Here is a 16,289-nt window from a genome sequence, read left to right as displayed (position 1 = left end):
GATTGCTCAATCAAGTTTTTAAAATTATGAAAAAATTAAAAAGGTTCATTACAATCTATGTCTAGTGAAAATAAGCCAGTAATTGCATCTCAATTACCAATAATTGCTTCTTTAGCCCAATATATAGAAGAGAGTTTAGTTATTCTAGATGTAGGCTGTCGGTGGGGATTTGCGGATGCTTGGTCTATTTTTGGTTCCCATGCTACCCTGATAGGGTTTGACCCAGACGCTGCGGAATGTGAGCATTTAAAAAATAGCTATGGGGGTGCTTGTAATGTACAGTTTGTTGCTAAAGGTCTCGGGCCTTACCCGTGCAAAAAGCAACTTTTTTTAACTAAGGAGCCAGCTTGTAGTTCTTTGTACAAGCCTGACTTATCATTAATCAATTCTACGCCTTCTTTAGCTTGTGCCGAATTAGTTAATGAAATAGAAATTGAGTTAACTACTCTGGATAGCTGGTTTTCCTGTTCAGATATTAATCATGTAGATTTCATTAAACTTGATACTCAAGGGTCTGAATTAGGAATTTTAGAAGGAGGTGAGACTTGTTTGACCTCTGTCCGGGCTTTACAAATAGAAGTAGAATTTAACCCAATTTATGTTGGTCAGCCCCTTTTCGGTGAGATCGATTCCTTCCTGCGTAAACGAGGATTTGTACTGTGGCGATTAACAGACCTTTGCCACTATAGCAATTCACCAGAAAAATCTGCATTCAAATACAAAGACGTACAATTTTTTGATGGGCGAACAGTTCCTATCTCTGCACAGGGAGGGCAGCTTTTCTGGGGAGAAGCTTATTATGTCCGCCAAGAAATAGCTTTTATGGAAGAAACACAGAATTGGCAGGGCTGTCTCCGTGATGCCAGTATTATGAGCGTTTTAGGATTTCGCGACTTAGCAGGTTCTCTGCTACAACAAGCCTTGAATCATGCACCGTTAAATGTTGTTCTTGAAATAAAAAAAGCACTGACTAAATACTACTCCGCCTTAGTGTAATAACATATAGGAAATCGCTAGCCCAGCGCGGAGCTAGCGGTTCTTGGGTTTCTGGAGGTACACAATTAGACTTCAAAAACTTGACAACACAGGTTTCGGCGTAAGTAAAGCCACCTCATAAAACGTAAAATACGGCTCGCGCTCAAGCTTGCTGTGTATGTCTTCTTGCTTCAGACGACTTCACGCTTGACGAATTCCTTCTACTTACTCCATCTTTCGCTCGAAAGGCTATATCTACAAAACTGCGGAGTTCTGTTCGATGCAGACGAAAGTTGATGCGGATGCTTTGACTGAGTTAGAGAAGTTTTTGGCTGAGGAACCTGTAGCACAAAGCTAATTGGTTGGGTGGGGGCGGGTTTACAAATCCTCTGCTTTAAAAGCAGAAATAAGGGTGAACCCGCCCCTGCGGGATTTACGTTTATGTAAATTTACATCCCTATTTTTTGCTACTAAGCCATTCCTTGAGATCCGCGATCGTAAAAACGGCCTGAAAATCCAATCCCTGCTCGCGATACAACTCGGCTCCACCTTGCTCTCGATCGATCACAGACAACACGCGATCGACTTTATAGCCCGCACCCCGCAACCTTTCCACCGCCTGCATCGCCGATTTACCCGTCGTTACGACATCTTCCAACACCGCCACATTCGTCCCCTCAGGCAACACTGGGCCCTCAATATACGCCATTGTGCCGTGTCCCTTGGTCTCTTTGCGGACAATTAGCGCCGGAATCGATCGACCTTCCAGAGCCGAAACCACACTCACAGCAGTTACAATCGGGTCAGCACCCAACGTCAAACCGCCCACAGCTTGCACTTGATCCGGTAGCATCGAGAGGAGTACGCGCCCCGTCGCCAAAGCACCTTCAGCGTGCAAAGTCACCGGTTTGCAGTTGATATAATAAGAACTTTTCTGCCCCGAAGACAGCACAAAGTCGCCTTCGCGGTACGCAAACTCGCACAACAAATCCAAAAGTCGATCGCGCAACACCTTTAAATCAGCAGCATCCATAACTTACACCGTGTAGAAAACACAAATAATCCGCCGATAATCAGTTTATATTGGAACCGTAATTAATCTAGAAGCTGAAATATATGAGTCAAAAGTTAAAAAGCCTGAGCAGTGCGTTGATTCTGGCGATCGCCTCTGCCACAGTAGCATCCGTCAAAGGAGCCCAAGCAGAACCAGCTCGATTTCACCCGATTAGCGACGACTTCAACCGACAATTCTTTGAAGCTTCAGGAGACTTTTACCACAACGTCAGCTTGCAAGGATACTTTGGCGACTATTTAGGCATCGGTTCCCCCAGCGGAGTGGTTGCCTTTCCCGAAAAAGAAATCGAGCGGGATGCCAGCCGCGTTAACGGGATGTACCGACGAGTAATGCAGCGGCAAGTTTCCAGCGATCCGATTCTCCGTGTCCCGGATGCCACCAATCCCTTTGACGCCTCAGTCATGGCGCTGCCTCCATCTTGTCAGCTAGCACCTCAAGCGAGCGGCTGTTTCGCCACTCCCGCCGGAGTTCAAGAGCCGTTTGCGCCTCCAGGACAGCAGCAAGAGCCACAGGCAGCTCCAGGCCCGGTTAGAGGACTGTACAATCAATCACCGGCTGGTAGAAATTAATTACCGATGAGAAAATTGGTTCGTAGTAAGGACTTTAGTCCGGCTTGACTCAAAGTCTTCGGGTGCGTCGCCATTCAACATCCCTCGCATAAAATCGACAATCTCATAGATCCGCACCTGTGCCATCGCCAGCGGAGTACACACAACCCTCCGTTTCATTCCGCCCCATGTCTAAGGGTAAGGTGCGTCAAGAAAGAGATTGTCGATTAGAATTTAGGGATTTTTCATAACGACGCACCCTACGAATAGTAAAAGTCACACCAAGGACTGAAGTCCTCACTACGAACTTACTGATGATGAAACAATGCTGCCATCTGGCATGATTGTTTCTTTCAAATGAGCGCCGCCCAGATTAGCTCCCGCCAAGTTCGCTCCTCTGAGATTTGCCCCGGTCAAATTCGCCCCTCTCAAATCAGCTTTGCCGAGGTTTGTCCAGCGGAAATCGGCAGCACTCAAGTCCGCAAAACAGAGATTTGCTCTAAAAAGATATGCTCCCGTGAAGTGAGCTTCCCCGAGGTTGGCTTTAGAGAAATTGGCTGCGTAAAAATGTGCTTCAATCAATTCGGCTTGATTGAGATTGGCTTGACTGAGATTAGCATGATTGAGGTTTACGCCGATCGCATTAACTCGAAACATTGCCGCCCCGATTAAATTCGCATCTCCTAAATCGGTTTGCTGGAGAATCGCACCACTGATGTCCGCCCCAATTAAATTAGCACCGCTCAAATCTGCCCCCCGGAGGTCTGCACCTCGGAGATTTGCTCCCGTTAAATTGGCTTTAACTAATTTAGTATCGAGGAGTTGTGCTCCAGCAAGATTTGCTAAACTGAGATTAGATTCGGCGAGGTTTGCTGTAATTAATTTAGCCTTAAATAAGTCTGTTTTAAAAAGGTTAGACCGCCCAAGATACGCACCTCTAAGATTAGATTCAGCCAGGTTGGCTTCGCTCAGATCCGGTTCGAGGTTGGGGTTGAGATTTCTCCATTCAATCCAAGTAACTGCACCTTTTTTTAGCAGCGCTAAATGCTGTGTATTTGCCATAATTGCATCTCCTATAACCGCTATTCCTTGCGACCAAAAACTGCTGGATTTTCCCGACCCGACACGCTTTCCACCGCCGCAATTGCTGCCTGGGAACCTGCGATAATATCTCGTTCTGCTCCGCCGAGGTAAAGCCGCCCGAAACTGCCCACAGCCTGAACTTCTAAGATGTTAATCGATGCGCCTTTTTCTGCTTCATTGGCAGCTAGCGCTGCATAGGCTGCCGGTTCTACTTCCAAGACATAAAGCGTTTGTCCCGCTAGCAACAACTGTCCGCGCCTGCTGCGGTTGATTAATTGCGTTTGGTGGGGGTCGATGTTGCGAATAATTTGACTGGAAATTACTCGCGGTTTGATACATTCTTCTCTACGGACTCCGATGAATTCTAGAATTGCTTTGCCTGCGGCCCTGGTTTCGCCCTGCTGGCCCGAGTGTACTTCCAGCAAGCCGTACAGGCGCTCGACTATCTGCACTCCAGGGCGCACCGAGGCTGATTTGAGGGCGACATCGGTAATTCGGTTAATTTCGATACCGGGCGAGATTTCTATCCACAGCGACGCATCCCCCGGCAGCGGCAAGAATCCGGCGGCGACTGTGCCGATGTATGCTGCGTGCTGCGGCTGCAAGTTGTCTAGAAATACGTAGCTGCGTAGCTCTATTCCCAATTTGTTTTTCTCCGCCCGTCAGGGTGTGTAACTGTGGTACGTGCAACATCTGAGTGTACCGCACTATCAAAGCACACCTCAACAGGTGCTGCTGGCAATTTCTATCGGTGCTTGAAAGTTTAGCGGCGCCCTAGACTGACGCGAAAGCCTTTTTGAAAGTGTCAACTTAAGATCAAACGTAGTTCCAGCCTGCTGTCTGACGATTGGGGTCAGCTCTCCCAGGCGCCCCCCTAAAAAAGGGGGGGACAAGAGCATCAAAGCCCTCAACTATCAGGAGGGAAAAGAGTATCAAAGTCCCCCGACTATCCGGGGGATGCGAGGGGGATCTAGACTTGGATACAAACGAGGGATACAAAGGTTTTTGGACTTAATTTGACACGCCTCGGACACGGCGCAGTGCCATGTCCCTAGGGATTTCAGATGCCATCTATGCGTAACCGTACTTTTCAGTATTGATATTAGCTAAAAATCGGATATCAATCTGTAGTAGGAGCTGGAGTTTATCAATCTTTACTGCTACAGGTGGATTTAAGTTTAAAAGGCAATAGATATAGTCATGATAGTTAAAGATTTTTGCCAACAGAGAGCATTTGAATTATGAAACGTTCTGACTTATCCAAAGCAATCGGTGCAGGTATTATCGCTGCTGGTTTAGCCATTGTACCAGCTCATCTGCCGGCTTCGGCTCAGACAAATACAGCTCCGGGTACTAACAGCAGAGACACAACTACTACTACCACTACTCCTCGCTCCGATGTCTACAGTGCTGAGAACGATCGCGATTTCGATTGGGGATGGTTGGGCTTGCTCGGCTTGTCCGGTTTGCTCGGTTTGATGCCCCGCAAACGCGAAGAAAATGTCCGCTATACCACTACAACGGGCGATCGCGATCCAGCAGTTCGTACAGATTACCGTTAATGCTAGAGTATAACGGGCTGTGGGCATGATGCAGGGACAGGATGTTTTAACCTGTCCGAATAGCACCAACAATCATCAAAAAACCTCCATCTGTGAGGTTTTTTTATTGATACGATCGGCAATCAATTGGTTCGTAGTGAGGAATGCAAGTCCTCAGACCAAGAGAGGACTTGCATTCCGAACGAGCAAACCTATTTTTATTTATTTCTCAATAGTATCGAACCCACGTAATTGTTGAGCGAGAGTGAAACTGATGGTTGTTTGCTTAACTCTTGAAGCTCTCCGGTGCGTCGCTAGGAGATTGTCTGTTTTTGTTGAGGGATTTTTAACGGCGACGCACCCTACGATTACTCTTGAAGCTCCCCGGTGCGTCGCTAGGAGATTGTCTGTTTTTGTTGAGGGATTTTTAACGGCGACGCACCCATGGTTGTTTGCTTAACTATTGAAGATCCCCGGTGCGTCGCTATGAGATTGTCTGTTTTTGCTGAGGGATTTTTAACGGCGACGCACCCTACGATTACTCCTTTTTTTGGGTTTTTTCGTTTCTTGCTTCACGTTTTTAGCACGCAAAAACAAGTTTAAAAAATGGTTTGGCCCGATCGCTCGACGAGTACATCCAACATCGCCTGCACCAACTTGTCAGGATCTAAAGGTTTAGAAAGGTGCCGCTGGAACCCCGCAGCCAGGGCTTGCTGGTAGTCAATTTCTCCAGCATAAGCTGTAAGGGCGATCGCGGGCACAAGTCCGCCTTGCTCTGGCGGCAGATCCCGCACCTGTCGCAGCAACATATAACCGTCGGTGTCGGGCATTCCAATATCGCTCAACAGTATATCCGGGACAGATTGAGTTAACACTTTTAAGGCATCGCCAGCGTTAGCAACTGCTGTCACGCTGGCGCCACAATCCTCCAGCAGAAAAACCACCAAATCTCGCGCATCGGCATCGTCATCCACCGCTAATACGCGGATACCGCTCAAATTGAAGGAGGACTCCCCAGCCGTCTCCGCAGGAATTGTCGGAGGTTGTAGGGGCATCAGAGGTATCCTGACGGTAAATGTCGCGCCTTGTCCTTCGCCGGGGCTGTCGGATTTGACTGTGCCGCCGTGGAGTTCGACGAGATGGCGGACGATCGCCAATCCTAAACCCAATCCGCCAAACTTGCGCGTAATCGTGCTGTCTGCTTGCCGGAAATAGTCGAAGACGTAGGGCAGAAAATCAGGTTCAATGCCTTTCCCCGTATCAGTTACAGTCAGTTGGGCGTCGTTGTCAGCGCGATCGAGCTTGACTGTAATTTTGCCTCCGGAGGAGGTGAATTTGACGGAATTTGACAGCAAATTCCAGACTACCTGCTGAAGCCTGCCCGCATCGCCCCACACCGGGCCGACATTTGGTGCAAATTCAGCGCTGATTTGAATCGACTTGACTTGGGCCGACAAACGCACCGTTTCAATCGCCGCGTCGATCGCCCCAGCTAGATCCACAGGTACAATATTCAAGCTGACTTTGCCTTGCAGAATCCGCGACACGTCGAGCAAATCTTCGATGAGTTGGGTTTGCAGTTTAGCGTTGCGCTCGATCGTTTGTAGGGCGTAACCCTGCTTTTCCGGTGTGAGACAGTTCGATTGCAGCAGCTTAGCCCAGCCCAGAATCGGATTTAAGGGAGTCCGCAATTCGTGGGACAAAACAGCCAAAAATTCGTCTTTGACGCGGTTAGCGCGTTCTGCTTCCTCCCTGGCTGCCTTTTCCCGAGCTAGGAGGCGTTCTCGTTCCTCTTCTGCTGTGAGGCGATCGGTAATGTCGGTGTTGGTACCGCACCAGCGCAGCACCTTGCCTCGATCGTCGCGCACCGGCACCGCGCGAGAGAGAAACCAGCGGTACGATCCATCTTTGCCGCGCAGGGGGAAAGTATCTTCCCAAAGCTCTTCCCTGTCAATGCAGCCGTTAAATTTTGCCATCACGCGATCGAGGTGTTCCGGGTGGTGAACCTGCTGCCAGCCCAAGCCTTGCATTGCTTCTAGGGTGGTGCCCGTGTAGTCAAACCAGCGCTGGTTGTACCAGAAAATCCAGCCTGTGGGATCTGTCATCCAAGCCAACTGGGCGATATTGTCAGCGAGAGCGCGGAACCGATCCTCGCTTTCGTGCAAGTCTTGCATGGCTCGCGCGTGCAGGATCAAACTCCAGAGACGAGCCACCACTTCTTGCATCAACGAAACTTCATCGGGCTGCCAGTGCCGCACCTCCTGTGATAGCACCACCAAAAGAGCCACCCAGCGCCCTTCCTGAAGGCAGGGAACATCGAGTAAAGCGCGAATGCCAAGACCCCCGTAGTTATCGATAAAATGCGCTGTCTCCGGGCAATTAGCGATATCTGGGATGACAAGTGTTTGACCTGCCAAAGCCAGAGCTTTCATTTCTGCCGTCTTAAAATTTGAGATTTGATAGGTACCGGCGAGGCTGGCAAGCCCCGGCTGGTGCCAGTCTCGATCGACTATTGCGAGTTGGACGGAGGGATCGATTTCGTGCCACACGCAGCGATCGACCTGTAAATATTCTCCCAGAGAGCTGGTGGCTTCCCACAACATTTCTGCGGGATGGGAATGCTGGCGCAACCGGATTTCGAGGCCTGAGAGAAACTGCTCGTTGAGTTGGGCCCTTTTGCGATCGTGAATGTCGGTATTTGTGCCAATCCACTCGACAATCTCATTCCCGGCGTTGCGAATTGGAAGGGCGCGGCACAAATGCCAGCGTTCCATTTGGTCGGATGCGCGCCGCAGGCGCAGCTCAACTTGATAAACTTCTCCGGTAATTTGACATTCTTGCCAGCGGGCCCTAGATTCTGCCAAATCCGACGGTGGCACCACTGATTCCCAATTGTTTTGAGAGGCTTCCTGGTAAGATATTCCCAGATATTCCGTCCATTTTTGATTGACAAAGCGAATTTCCAGGGCGGGGCCGATATTCCAAATCAGGTGGGGGAGAGACTCCGCCAGGAAGCGGAAGCGGCGGTCGCTTTCTGCTAAGCTTTCTTCGGCTCGTTTGCGATCGTCAATATCAATCCCGATCCCAACCCATTGCACCACTTGTCCCCCCGCGTCTTTGACGGGCACAAGTCGCGCTAGATGCCAGCGGTAGGTGCTGTCAAACCTGCGCACCCGACATTCAAATTCGTAGGATTGCCCTGCTTGAATCGCCTGGTTGCGCGTGGCGACAACTGCGGGCAGATCCTCAGGATGAAATAATTCCAGCACCGGCTCAGAGAGAGGCAATTCTGGCATCCAGCCCGTGTAGGTTTGCCAGTGCTGGTTGCAAAACTCTAACCTGCCGTCGGCGGTGTTGATCCACATTAATTGGGGGACGGCATCGGCGAGGGTGCGGTAGCGATTTTCGCTTTGCCGCAGTGCTTCTTCTATTTGCCGGCGATCGGTTTTGTCCTGCATAATTTTCAGGAAACCTTGCACTTCGCCGCCTGCGTCGCGGAGGGGCATCACCAGCCCGCTGCCCCAAAAGCGGCTGCCGTCTTGGCGGAGGTGCCAGCGCTCGTTTTCTCCTTTTCCCTGAGTCAGGGCTAGGTGCATTTCTGTTTCCGGCTTGCGGGCGGCAGAGTCTTCTGGGGTGAAGATAATTCGTCCGTGGTGCCCGACGATTTGGGCTTCGGTATAGCCCAGCATCCTCTCTGCGCCTGCGTTCCAACTGGTAAAGTGTCCGCCTGTGTCGAGGGTGAAGATGGCGTAGTCTTTGGCGCTGTCGAGAATTAACTGTAAGTGGGTTTCGCGATCGCGCAGTGCGGCTTCTGCTTGTTTGCGCTTGGTGATGTCGGTGGTGAAGCCGACAACTTTGGTCACTTCGCCTTGCTGGTTGCGGATCAAACAGCCGCGTTCCCAAACATCGATCCAGCGCCCGTCTGCGTGCCGGATGCGGTACTCGCCTTCGTAGCGCTCCTGTTTTAAGATTGATGGCGCTTCGGCCTGGATGCACGCCAAATCGACGGGATGGATGCGTTCTTTCCACCACTCTGGAGTTGGCGGTGCATCTTCAGGGCGGATGCCGATCAGGGAGTACAGTCCTTCGGAACGGTAAACTGAGTTAGCTGCGAAATTCCACTCAAACAGGATGCCGTCGATCGCCCTTGTCGCTAACTCAAAGCGCTCGTTGCTTGCTTGCAAATCGAGTTCGGCTTTTTTGCGATCGGTAATTTCCTGCACCACGACATTAATCCCGACAATCTCCCCGCCCCCGTCTTTGAGCGGCAACCAATTCTCCAGCCAAGTGCGAACCATACCAGGCTGAGAAGCCGTTTCACCCCTGAGTTCAAAATTCCGAATCGCTTCTCCGGTTTCGAGAATTCGGCGCAACAAAGATTCGGCTTTGTCTGCCAAGTCGGGGACTATTTCGCGCACCCTGCGGCCGATGTGGGCTGCAACGGAGAGGCCGTTAATTTCTGCCAGCCGCTGGTTGAGCCGCACGAACCGCAAATCTGTGTCTAAAACGGCCAAACCCACGGGAGTTGTTTGGTAAATAGACTCAATTTCTGCCAGTTGGCGGCGCACGGTTTGCTCGCTGTGGTGCAGGGCGATTTCAGCTCTTTTGCGATCGGTAGCATCAAATACTACTCCGACAAACCGGACTGCAACGCCTGCGGTGTCGTAGAAATAGCGCCCGAACACGCTCAACCAACGGATTTCTCCGTTGTCTGCGCGCACGATCCGGTATTCGATTGCGTAGAGCGATCGCGTTTTCCGAGCTGTTTTAACTGCGTGCAGGACTTGCTTTAAGTCGTCTGGATGCACGCATTTTTTCCACATTGCGATCGTTGTTTCACCGTCCGATGCCGGTTCGCAGCCGAAAATCCTGAAATGGTTAGCCGACCAAATTACGCGATTGCTTTGCACGTCTAGATCCCAGGTTGCCATACCTGAGCCTTCGATGGCGACGCTCAAACGTTCTTCGCTTTGTTGGAAGGCGGTTTCTATTTGTTTGCGATCGCTGATATCTGTCAGCGATCCGACGGCGCGCACGGGATTGCCCGACTCATCCCAAATTGCTCGCCCTCTGGCTAAAACCCATTTATAGCGCCCGTCAGGACAGAGGATGCGGTACTCGCAGCAGTAATGGGAGGTTTCTCGCTGCAAGTGCTGCTGCCAAGTGCTTTCCATTCTCTCCACATCATCGGGATGAACGAAGGTCAAAAATTGACTGAAGTCTGTGAATTCTTCGCGCCTGCGTTCCAAAATCTCTAAACAGCGATCGCTCACTACAGGGCAATTTGTTTGTAAATTATGATCCCAAATGCCGTCATTGTTGCCCTGCAAGGCTAACTGCCAGCGTTCTTCGCTTTCTCGCAAAGCTGAAGCGGTGCGATCGGCGCGATCGACTTTTAGGGCGGCAACGGCAAAATCTGCCAGGACGATCGCGAGCCGCAAATCTTCGGCATCGAACTGGCGCGAATCGTGAGAGACAATCCAGATTGCTCCCAGCGATTGCTTTTCCGATCGCAGCGGCACGACTAATGCTTCGGCGATCGGCATTTCGAGCTGCTGCAAATCGGTAAAGTATTGTTCTGGATGGAAGTAAAGCTGGGGAGTTTGCCAGTCTAAACTTGCTCCGGGCAAACGCAATGTCCGAGGTGTATTTGTGTGTCCTGCCGCTGCCCACGCGCCCGCCAAGGCTTCCCACCGCAAGATTTGTTCGGAACTGGCATTTTCTGCTAACAAACCGACTCCGACGCTGCCTGCGCCGCACAAATCTCTCGCGATCGCCACCAATGTTTTGAGGAGGGTGTGAGGCGAGGTTGCGAGTTGACGGGCAAGAGTTTGCAGCGCCCGATTTTCGGATTGCAGATCTGGCGATCGACGGGGGCGGCCCGACAGTTCCTCGGCGATCGGAATGTCGGTTAAATTAGGGCGTGTGGTTTGCCAAGGTTCCATCAATGTAGTCGTCTCTGCGTCTTTCGGTCTTGTCGGGCGATCGTTCTGTTAGCGCAGAAGTAAACCATCTGCTATATTGTATTATCTACCCACAGACAGAAGCAGTTATCTATCTTTGGAATTACTTTTGAGTTTTCCCGCTAGTCGATGCTTTGTTTGTCTTTGCGCTGGCTGCCACAAAATGCACAATCTTATTCCAGAATCGCGTTTTTTTCCATATCTGACTTGGACAGAAATTCAGGCGATGCCGGACAAGGAAAATACAGTGATAATTCAGCCGCTAGGTGCGATCGAACAACACGGCCCCCATTTGCCTTTAATTGTAGATGCGGCAATTAGCGCGGCGGTGACTGGCCAAGCACTCGCCAAGTTAGATCCAAATATTCCCGCTTACGCTTTGCCACCTTTGTACTGCGGAAAATCCAACGAACACTGGCATTTTCCAGGCACAATTATGCTCAGCGCTCAGACACTTTTAGCGGTGATTGGCGAAATTGCTGACAGTATTTACCGGGCAGGATTTCGGAAATTAGTGTTAATGAATGCTCACGGCGGACAGCCGCAGGTAATGGAAATTGCGGCGCGAGATATTCATCAAAAATATCAGGATTTTTCGGTGTTTCCGCTGTTTGTTTGGCGGGTGCCGAATGTGGCTGCTGAATTACTAACCGCCAAGGAGTTAGAATTGGGAATTCACGCCGGAGATGCAGAAACGAGTTTGATGTTGTCAATTTTGCCCGAACAGGTGAAAATGGATCGAGCAGTTTGCGAATATCCGAGGGATTTGCCTGCTGACAGTTTGCTGAGTATGGAAGGTAATTTGCCTTTTGCTTGGCTGACGCGAGAGTTGACTGATAGCGGTGTGTTGGGCGATGCGACGGTGGCGACTCAGGAAAAGGGCGATCGTATTTTGGAATCTCTCTCTGACGGCTGGGTACAAGTTATCAAAGATGTGTACAAATTTCGACAGCCCGGAAATAAGCTTTGCTAGCATCTCGATTGTCTGTGATATTCGAGGGGGAGATGGGGGAGATGGGGAGAATGGGAGAGTGGGAGAATGGGAGAGTGGGAGAGTGGGAGAATGGGAGAGTGGGAGAGTGGGAAAAATCTTCCTTCTGACTAATGACTCATGACCAGCCTTCGGCTTCGCGAGCGGCTAAAATGACTGATGACTGATGACTGATGACTGATGACTGATGACGGCAGGACTCATGGCTAATGACTGATGACTGATGACTCATGGCTAATGACTCATGGCTAATGACTGATGACTGATGACGGCAGGACTCATGACTAATGACTGATGACTGATGACTCATGGCTAATGACTCATGGCTAATGACTCATGGCTAATGACTGATGACTAATGACTCATGGCTAATGACTCATGGCTAATGACTCATGGCTAATGACTAATGACTCATGACTGATGACTGATGACGGCAGGACTGATGACTGATGACTGATGACGGCAGGACTGATGACTGATGACTGATGACTGATGACTGATGACTGATGACTGATGACTGATGACTTCTCTTATAAAAATCAAAAATTGTTCTAATCTGTGTCAAAATGATTCTAAGAAATTTTCTGAGTTGGAAAACTAACGATGAGTGTAAATCCTAAATTGCAGCGCGCATTTGAGCAAGGCCGCGCCCTGAAAATTATCAGCGGTTTAAATAATTTTGATGCAGCCAACGTTGCGGCTGTCGTCAAAGCAGCGGATCTCGGCGGTGCGACCTTTGTCGATATTGCTTGCGATCGCGATTTGGTATTGATGGCAAAACAGTTGACAAATTTGCCAATTTGTGTATCCGCTGTAGAACCAGAAAAGTTTGTCGCTGCGGTAGAAGCAGGCGCCGATTTGATTGAAATTGGCAACTTTGATGCTTTCTACGCACTAGGCCGCCGCTTTGAAGCTGAGGAAGTTTTGGAGTTGACTCGCCAAACGCGATCGCTATTTCCAAACATCACTCTTTCTGTAACAGTTCCCCACATTTTAACTCTCGACAAACAAGTACAGTTAGCAACCGAATTAGTCAAAGCTGGCGCTAACATCATCCAAACCGAAGGCGGTACTAGCGCTCAACCAATTCACGCCGGAACTTTGGGATTGATTGAAAAAGCAGCGCCTACTTTGGCCGCAGCCTTTGAAATTTCCCGCGCTGTATCCGTCCCCGTACTCTGCGCTTCCGGCATCTCCAGCGTCACCGCACCGCTCGCTATTGGCGCCGGCGCTGCGGGTGTTGGCGTCGGTTCTGCTGTCAGCCAACTTAACAGCGAAGTGGCGATGATTGCTGCTGTTCGCAGTTTAGTTGAAGCTTTGGCAAAAGTCGAGCGATCGCACTTTGCTACTTCAATTTAATTAAGAAGGAAGAGTTGACAGTTGACCGCTTGACAGTTGACCGCTTGACAGTTTTCAGTTTTCAGTTTTCAGTTTTCAGTTGTCATCAGTCATCAGTCATTTTAGCCGCTCGCGAAGCCGAAGGCTGGTCATCAGTCATCAGTCAGAAGGAAGAGGGAAGAGGGAAGAAGGAAGAAGGAAGAAGGAAAAATTATCCCACTCTCTTCCTCTCCCCCTCTCCCCCTCTCCCAATCTCCCAATCTCCCAATCTCTCAATCTCCGACTATTCCCAATCTCGCAATAGTTTATTCATAAAAATTGACAATCCACACGACATAATCATGTAAAAACTGATAGTTTGAAGAAGTTTCATCAACGGCTTTTAAATCTTCTAAAGGTAAGACAAATTTTTGGCGATCGCCGAGACGGGAGACATTGACATATATGCCGTTTTCCTGAATAACTGACTTCTCCCACTTGTCGATCGTAAATGTATCGGTATAAGAAGGTTTGGTTTTTTTGAGTCTTGCATATTCCTTTTGACAGCCGTCACCAATTACATATTCTTCTTCCCAAGGGAAATCTTCGTTGCCGGTAACGTGGAGCGGTAATTGAATATTTTGCTTCAAGTAGTCGAAATAGTTGACTAATTTTTCAAGGCTGACTTCGATATCTCGATCGCCAAGAATTTTGCTAATTCTACGTTCAAATTCAGCGAAATCGAAAGAGGGAGGGTTTTGAAGGAAAGGGTGGAATTGTTCTACATCATCAAACTCCGAACTCAATTGTGATAATTCCGTCAGCAGGCGCTGGAAGTCATGTGGCTGTTTCGGTCTTCTGCCTGCTACAATGGTTTCATCAAGCTGAACTGGAGGAAGTTCGGATTTTGAGAGAAGGGATTTGCTGTGATTTGGGCGATCGCCAGATTGAGACTTGTTAACTTGAGATTTGATAACTTTAGGCTGATTAAGTTTAGGCTTGTTAAATTTAGGCATCGCTCGGTTCCGCTGTATCGGTTGATAAATAAAGTATATATTGGCAGAAGTACATTCGTGTTTGATAGGAGGAAGCTGTGATGCAATTACTGAAATCGCCTGATGAATCGGAAGTGTATCAAGGACAATTCGGCGAGTTTACAATTACTCAAAGCGATCGCGCGGGAGTGCTGATTTACCGCGCCGGATTGGGGGTGGCGGCGCTGTGTTTGGCGATCGGCGCTACTCTGGTGCTTCAACAAAGCGACAACCCAACTGCAATCCAAGCTGTAACGCCTGTTTTTGCGTGTTTCTGGATAGCTTTGGGCGTTAGCTTGGCAACTATTCACATTTACATGATTGCGCTGCACCGCACGTTACAGGCGTTTTGGGCGATCGGCGGCGCGGCAGCATTGTTTGTCGCCTTACAAAGCAGCGAACCTTTGGCTTTAGCTGTGTACGAACATCCAGCAACTTTGTGGGGAATTGGTTTTACTTTTGCCGCTTTGAATGGCATCTTTTTTAAGGAAGCTTTCTGTTTTAATCGCCTGGAAACTAAGTTTTTGACTCCGGGAGTTCCGCTGTTAATTTTAGGACATATTTTCGGGTTTTTGACGCCGGAAAATGAACAGTTATTACTGGGGGTTTGGGCGATTTTGTTCATCATTTTTGCTGTTCGCAAGTTTTTTCAAGCTATACCGCAGGATATTGGGGATAAGAGTGTTTTTGAGTATCTTAAACATAAATAGAAAAAAAAGTTCGGCAGCGGATTTTGTAGCGGATGTAACGGATGGAATTGCGCCCAGGAAAGTTAGATTGATTTGCCTGATTTATCTCAGAACAGTTTGCGATCGCACTCCAACTCTAAAAACCGGGTTTTTTAGTGAATCTGCGGGCTGTGACGGTTTTATTTCGGAAAAAACCTGGTTTCTAGCCACTTGTGCGTAAATCCTCAAGAATTCGATCGATCTAAATTGTGCCAGAATGCGAAAACCTAAAATCAAAATTAGTCTGATCCGCCGCCGAGAGATGTGGGCGATTACCTGGGAAGGTTGGGTAATTGCGATCGCAGGTTTAATCATTACAATGACATTCATCATCACAAATATTCATCCGTTTTTGGCGGTAAATGCGCCGATTAAAGCAGATATACTGGTTGTGGAAGGCTGGTTGCCTGATTATGCAGTCGAAAGTGCGATCGCGGAATTTAAAAAAGGCGGATACCGGCAATTGGTGACAACCGGGCTTCCCCTAGCTAGAGGCTACTATCTCGCTGAATATAAAAATTATGCTGAACTGAGCGCTGCGACTTGTATTGCGCTAGGATTTGATCGGGACAAAGTGGTAGCTGTGCCTGCGCCGAATGTTGTAAAACACCGCACTGCTGCTTCTGCGATCGCCATTCGAGATTGGCTTTCTACTTCTACACTCAAAGTTGACTCAATTAATCTCTATTCTTTTGGCCCTCACGCCCGCAGAAGTTGGATGGTTTTTAAACAAGTGCTGCATCCTGAGATTAAAGTCGGAATAATAGCTGCGGAATCGCAAGATTACAACTCACAAGAATGGTGGAAATCCAGCGAAGGTTTTCGGACAGTGACAGGAGAAATTATTGCTTATATTTATGCCCGCTTTGTAGATTGGAAAGCATAAAATTGGTTCGTAGTGAGGACTTTAGTCCGCAAGGAAAGAAAGGACTGAAGTCCTCACTACGAACCCTTAAAAAAATTGGTTCGTAGTGAGGACTTTAGTCCGCAAGGAAAGAAAGGACTGAAGTCCTCACTACGAACCCTTAAAAAAA

At 49.0% G+C, this 16,289-nt stretch carries 12 protein-coding genes; 7 read left to right on the top strand and 5 right to left on the bottom strand.

What is annotated here, in order from left to right; genetic code table 11:
* Positions 1–57 precede the first annotated feature (57 nt).
* Entirely contained in the window at positions 58–996 is a 939-nt protein-coding gene (locus QUB64_RS20490; protein WP_333274253.1) for an FkbM family methyltransferase, read from the top strand.
* 436 nt (positions 997–1,432) lie between these two features.
* Here the strand turns inward: QUB64_RS20490 and pyrE are convergent, their stop codons facing one another.
* Complete coding sequence (pyrE, locus tag QUB64_RS20485) at positions 1,433–2,008, bottom strand: orotate phosphoribosyltransferase (RefSeq protein WP_333274255.1); 576 nt, start codon at positions 2,006–2,008, stop codon at positions 1,433–1,435.
* 83 nt (positions 2,009–2,091) lie between these two features.
* Here pyrE and QUB64_RS20480 point away from each other — a divergent pair, with 83 nt between their 5' ends.
* On the top strand, positions 2,092–2,619 hold the full coding sequence (locus tag QUB64_RS20480) for a hypothetical protein (protein WP_333274256.1): 528 nt from the start codon (positions 2,092–2,094) through the stop codon (positions 2,617–2,619).
* A 279-nt stretch (positions 2,620–2,898) separates the two neighbouring features.
* Here QUB64_RS20480 and QUB64_RS20475 read toward each other — a convergent pair whose 3' ends face one another.
* Entirely contained in the window at positions 2,899–3,660 is a 762-nt protein-coding gene (locus tag QUB64_RS20475) for a pentapeptide repeat-containing protein (protein ID WP_333274259.1), read from the bottom strand.
* A 20-nt stretch (positions 3,661–3,680) separates the two neighbouring features.
* Positions 3,681–4,325, bottom strand: a complete 645-nt coding sequence (locus QUB64_RS20470; RefSeq protein ID WP_293298216.1) for a hypothetical protein — start codon at positions 4,323–4,325, stop codon at positions 3,681–3,683.
* Positions 4,326–4,922: 597 nt separating this feature from the next.
* Here QUB64_RS20470 and QUB64_RS20465 point away from each other — a divergent pair.
* A complete protein-coding gene (locus QUB64_RS20465; RefSeq protein ID WP_333274262.1) occupies positions 4,923–5,243 on the top strand; it encodes a WGxxGxxG family protein in 321 nt (106 codons plus the stop codon).
* Positions 5,244–5,821: 578 nt separating this feature from the next.
* On the opposite strand, the gene QUB64_RS20460 is transcribed toward QUB64_RS20465, so the two are convergent.
* Positions 5,822–11,167 carry a PAS domain S-box protein gene (locus QUB64_RS20460; protein WP_333274264.1) on the bottom strand — a complete coding sequence of 1,782 codons (5,346 nt, stop codon included), beginning with the start codon at positions 11,165–11,167 and terminating at the stop codon, positions 5,822–5,824.
* Positions 11,168–11,348: 181 nt separating this feature from the next.
* On the opposite strand from QUB64_RS20460, the gene QUB64_RS20455 reads away from it, so the two are divergent.
* The gene (locus QUB64_RS20455) at positions 11,349–12,158 is read left to right on the top strand and encodes a creatininase family protein (RefSeq protein WP_333274267.1); all 810 of its coding nucleotides are present in this window, start codon (positions 11,349–11,351) and stop codon (positions 12,156–12,158) included.
* 621 nt (positions 12,159–12,779) lie between these two features.
* A complete protein-coding gene (locus QUB64_RS20450; protein ID WP_333274271.1) occupies positions 12,780–13,535 on the top strand; it encodes a DUF561 domain-containing protein in 756 nt (251 codons plus the stop codon).
* A gap of 284 nt (positions 13,536–13,819) precedes the next feature.
* On the opposite strand, the gene QUB64_RS20445 is transcribed toward QUB64_RS20450, so the two are convergent.
* The gene (locus QUB64_RS20445) at positions 13,820–14,509 is read right to left on the bottom strand and encodes a hypothetical protein (RefSeq protein ID WP_333274274.1); all 690 of its coding nucleotides are present in this window, start codon (positions 14,507–14,509) and stop codon (positions 13,820–13,822) included.
* An 80-nt stretch (positions 14,510–14,589) separates the two neighbouring features.
* Here QUB64_RS20445 and QUB64_RS20440 point away from each other — a divergent pair, with 80 nt between their 5' ends.
* Both QUB64_RS20440 and QUB64_RS20435 read left to right on the top strand, forming a co-directional pair.
* Positions 14,590–15,237, top strand: a complete 648-nt coding sequence (locus tag QUB64_RS20440; protein WP_333274277.1) for a DUF2301 domain-containing membrane protein — start codon at positions 14,590–14,592, stop codon at positions 15,235–15,237.
* A 235-nt stretch (positions 15,238–15,472) separates the two neighbouring features.
* On the top strand, positions 15,473–16,141 hold the full coding sequence (locus tag QUB64_RS20435) for a YdcF family protein (RefSeq protein ID WP_333274280.1): 669 nt from the start codon (positions 15,473–15,475) through the stop codon (positions 16,139–16,141).
* Positions 16,142–16,289: the final 148 nt, after the last annotated feature.

Origin of the sequence: Microcoleus sp. Aus8_D2, assembly GCF_036702665.1 — a bacterium.
Taxonomy (GTDB): Bacteria; Cyanobacteriota; Cyanobacteriia; order Cyanobacteriales; family Microcoleaceae; genus Microcoleus.
The sequence above is the reverse complement of the archived record's forward strand: the minus strand, read 5'-3'. Positions and strand labels throughout refer to the sequence as shown.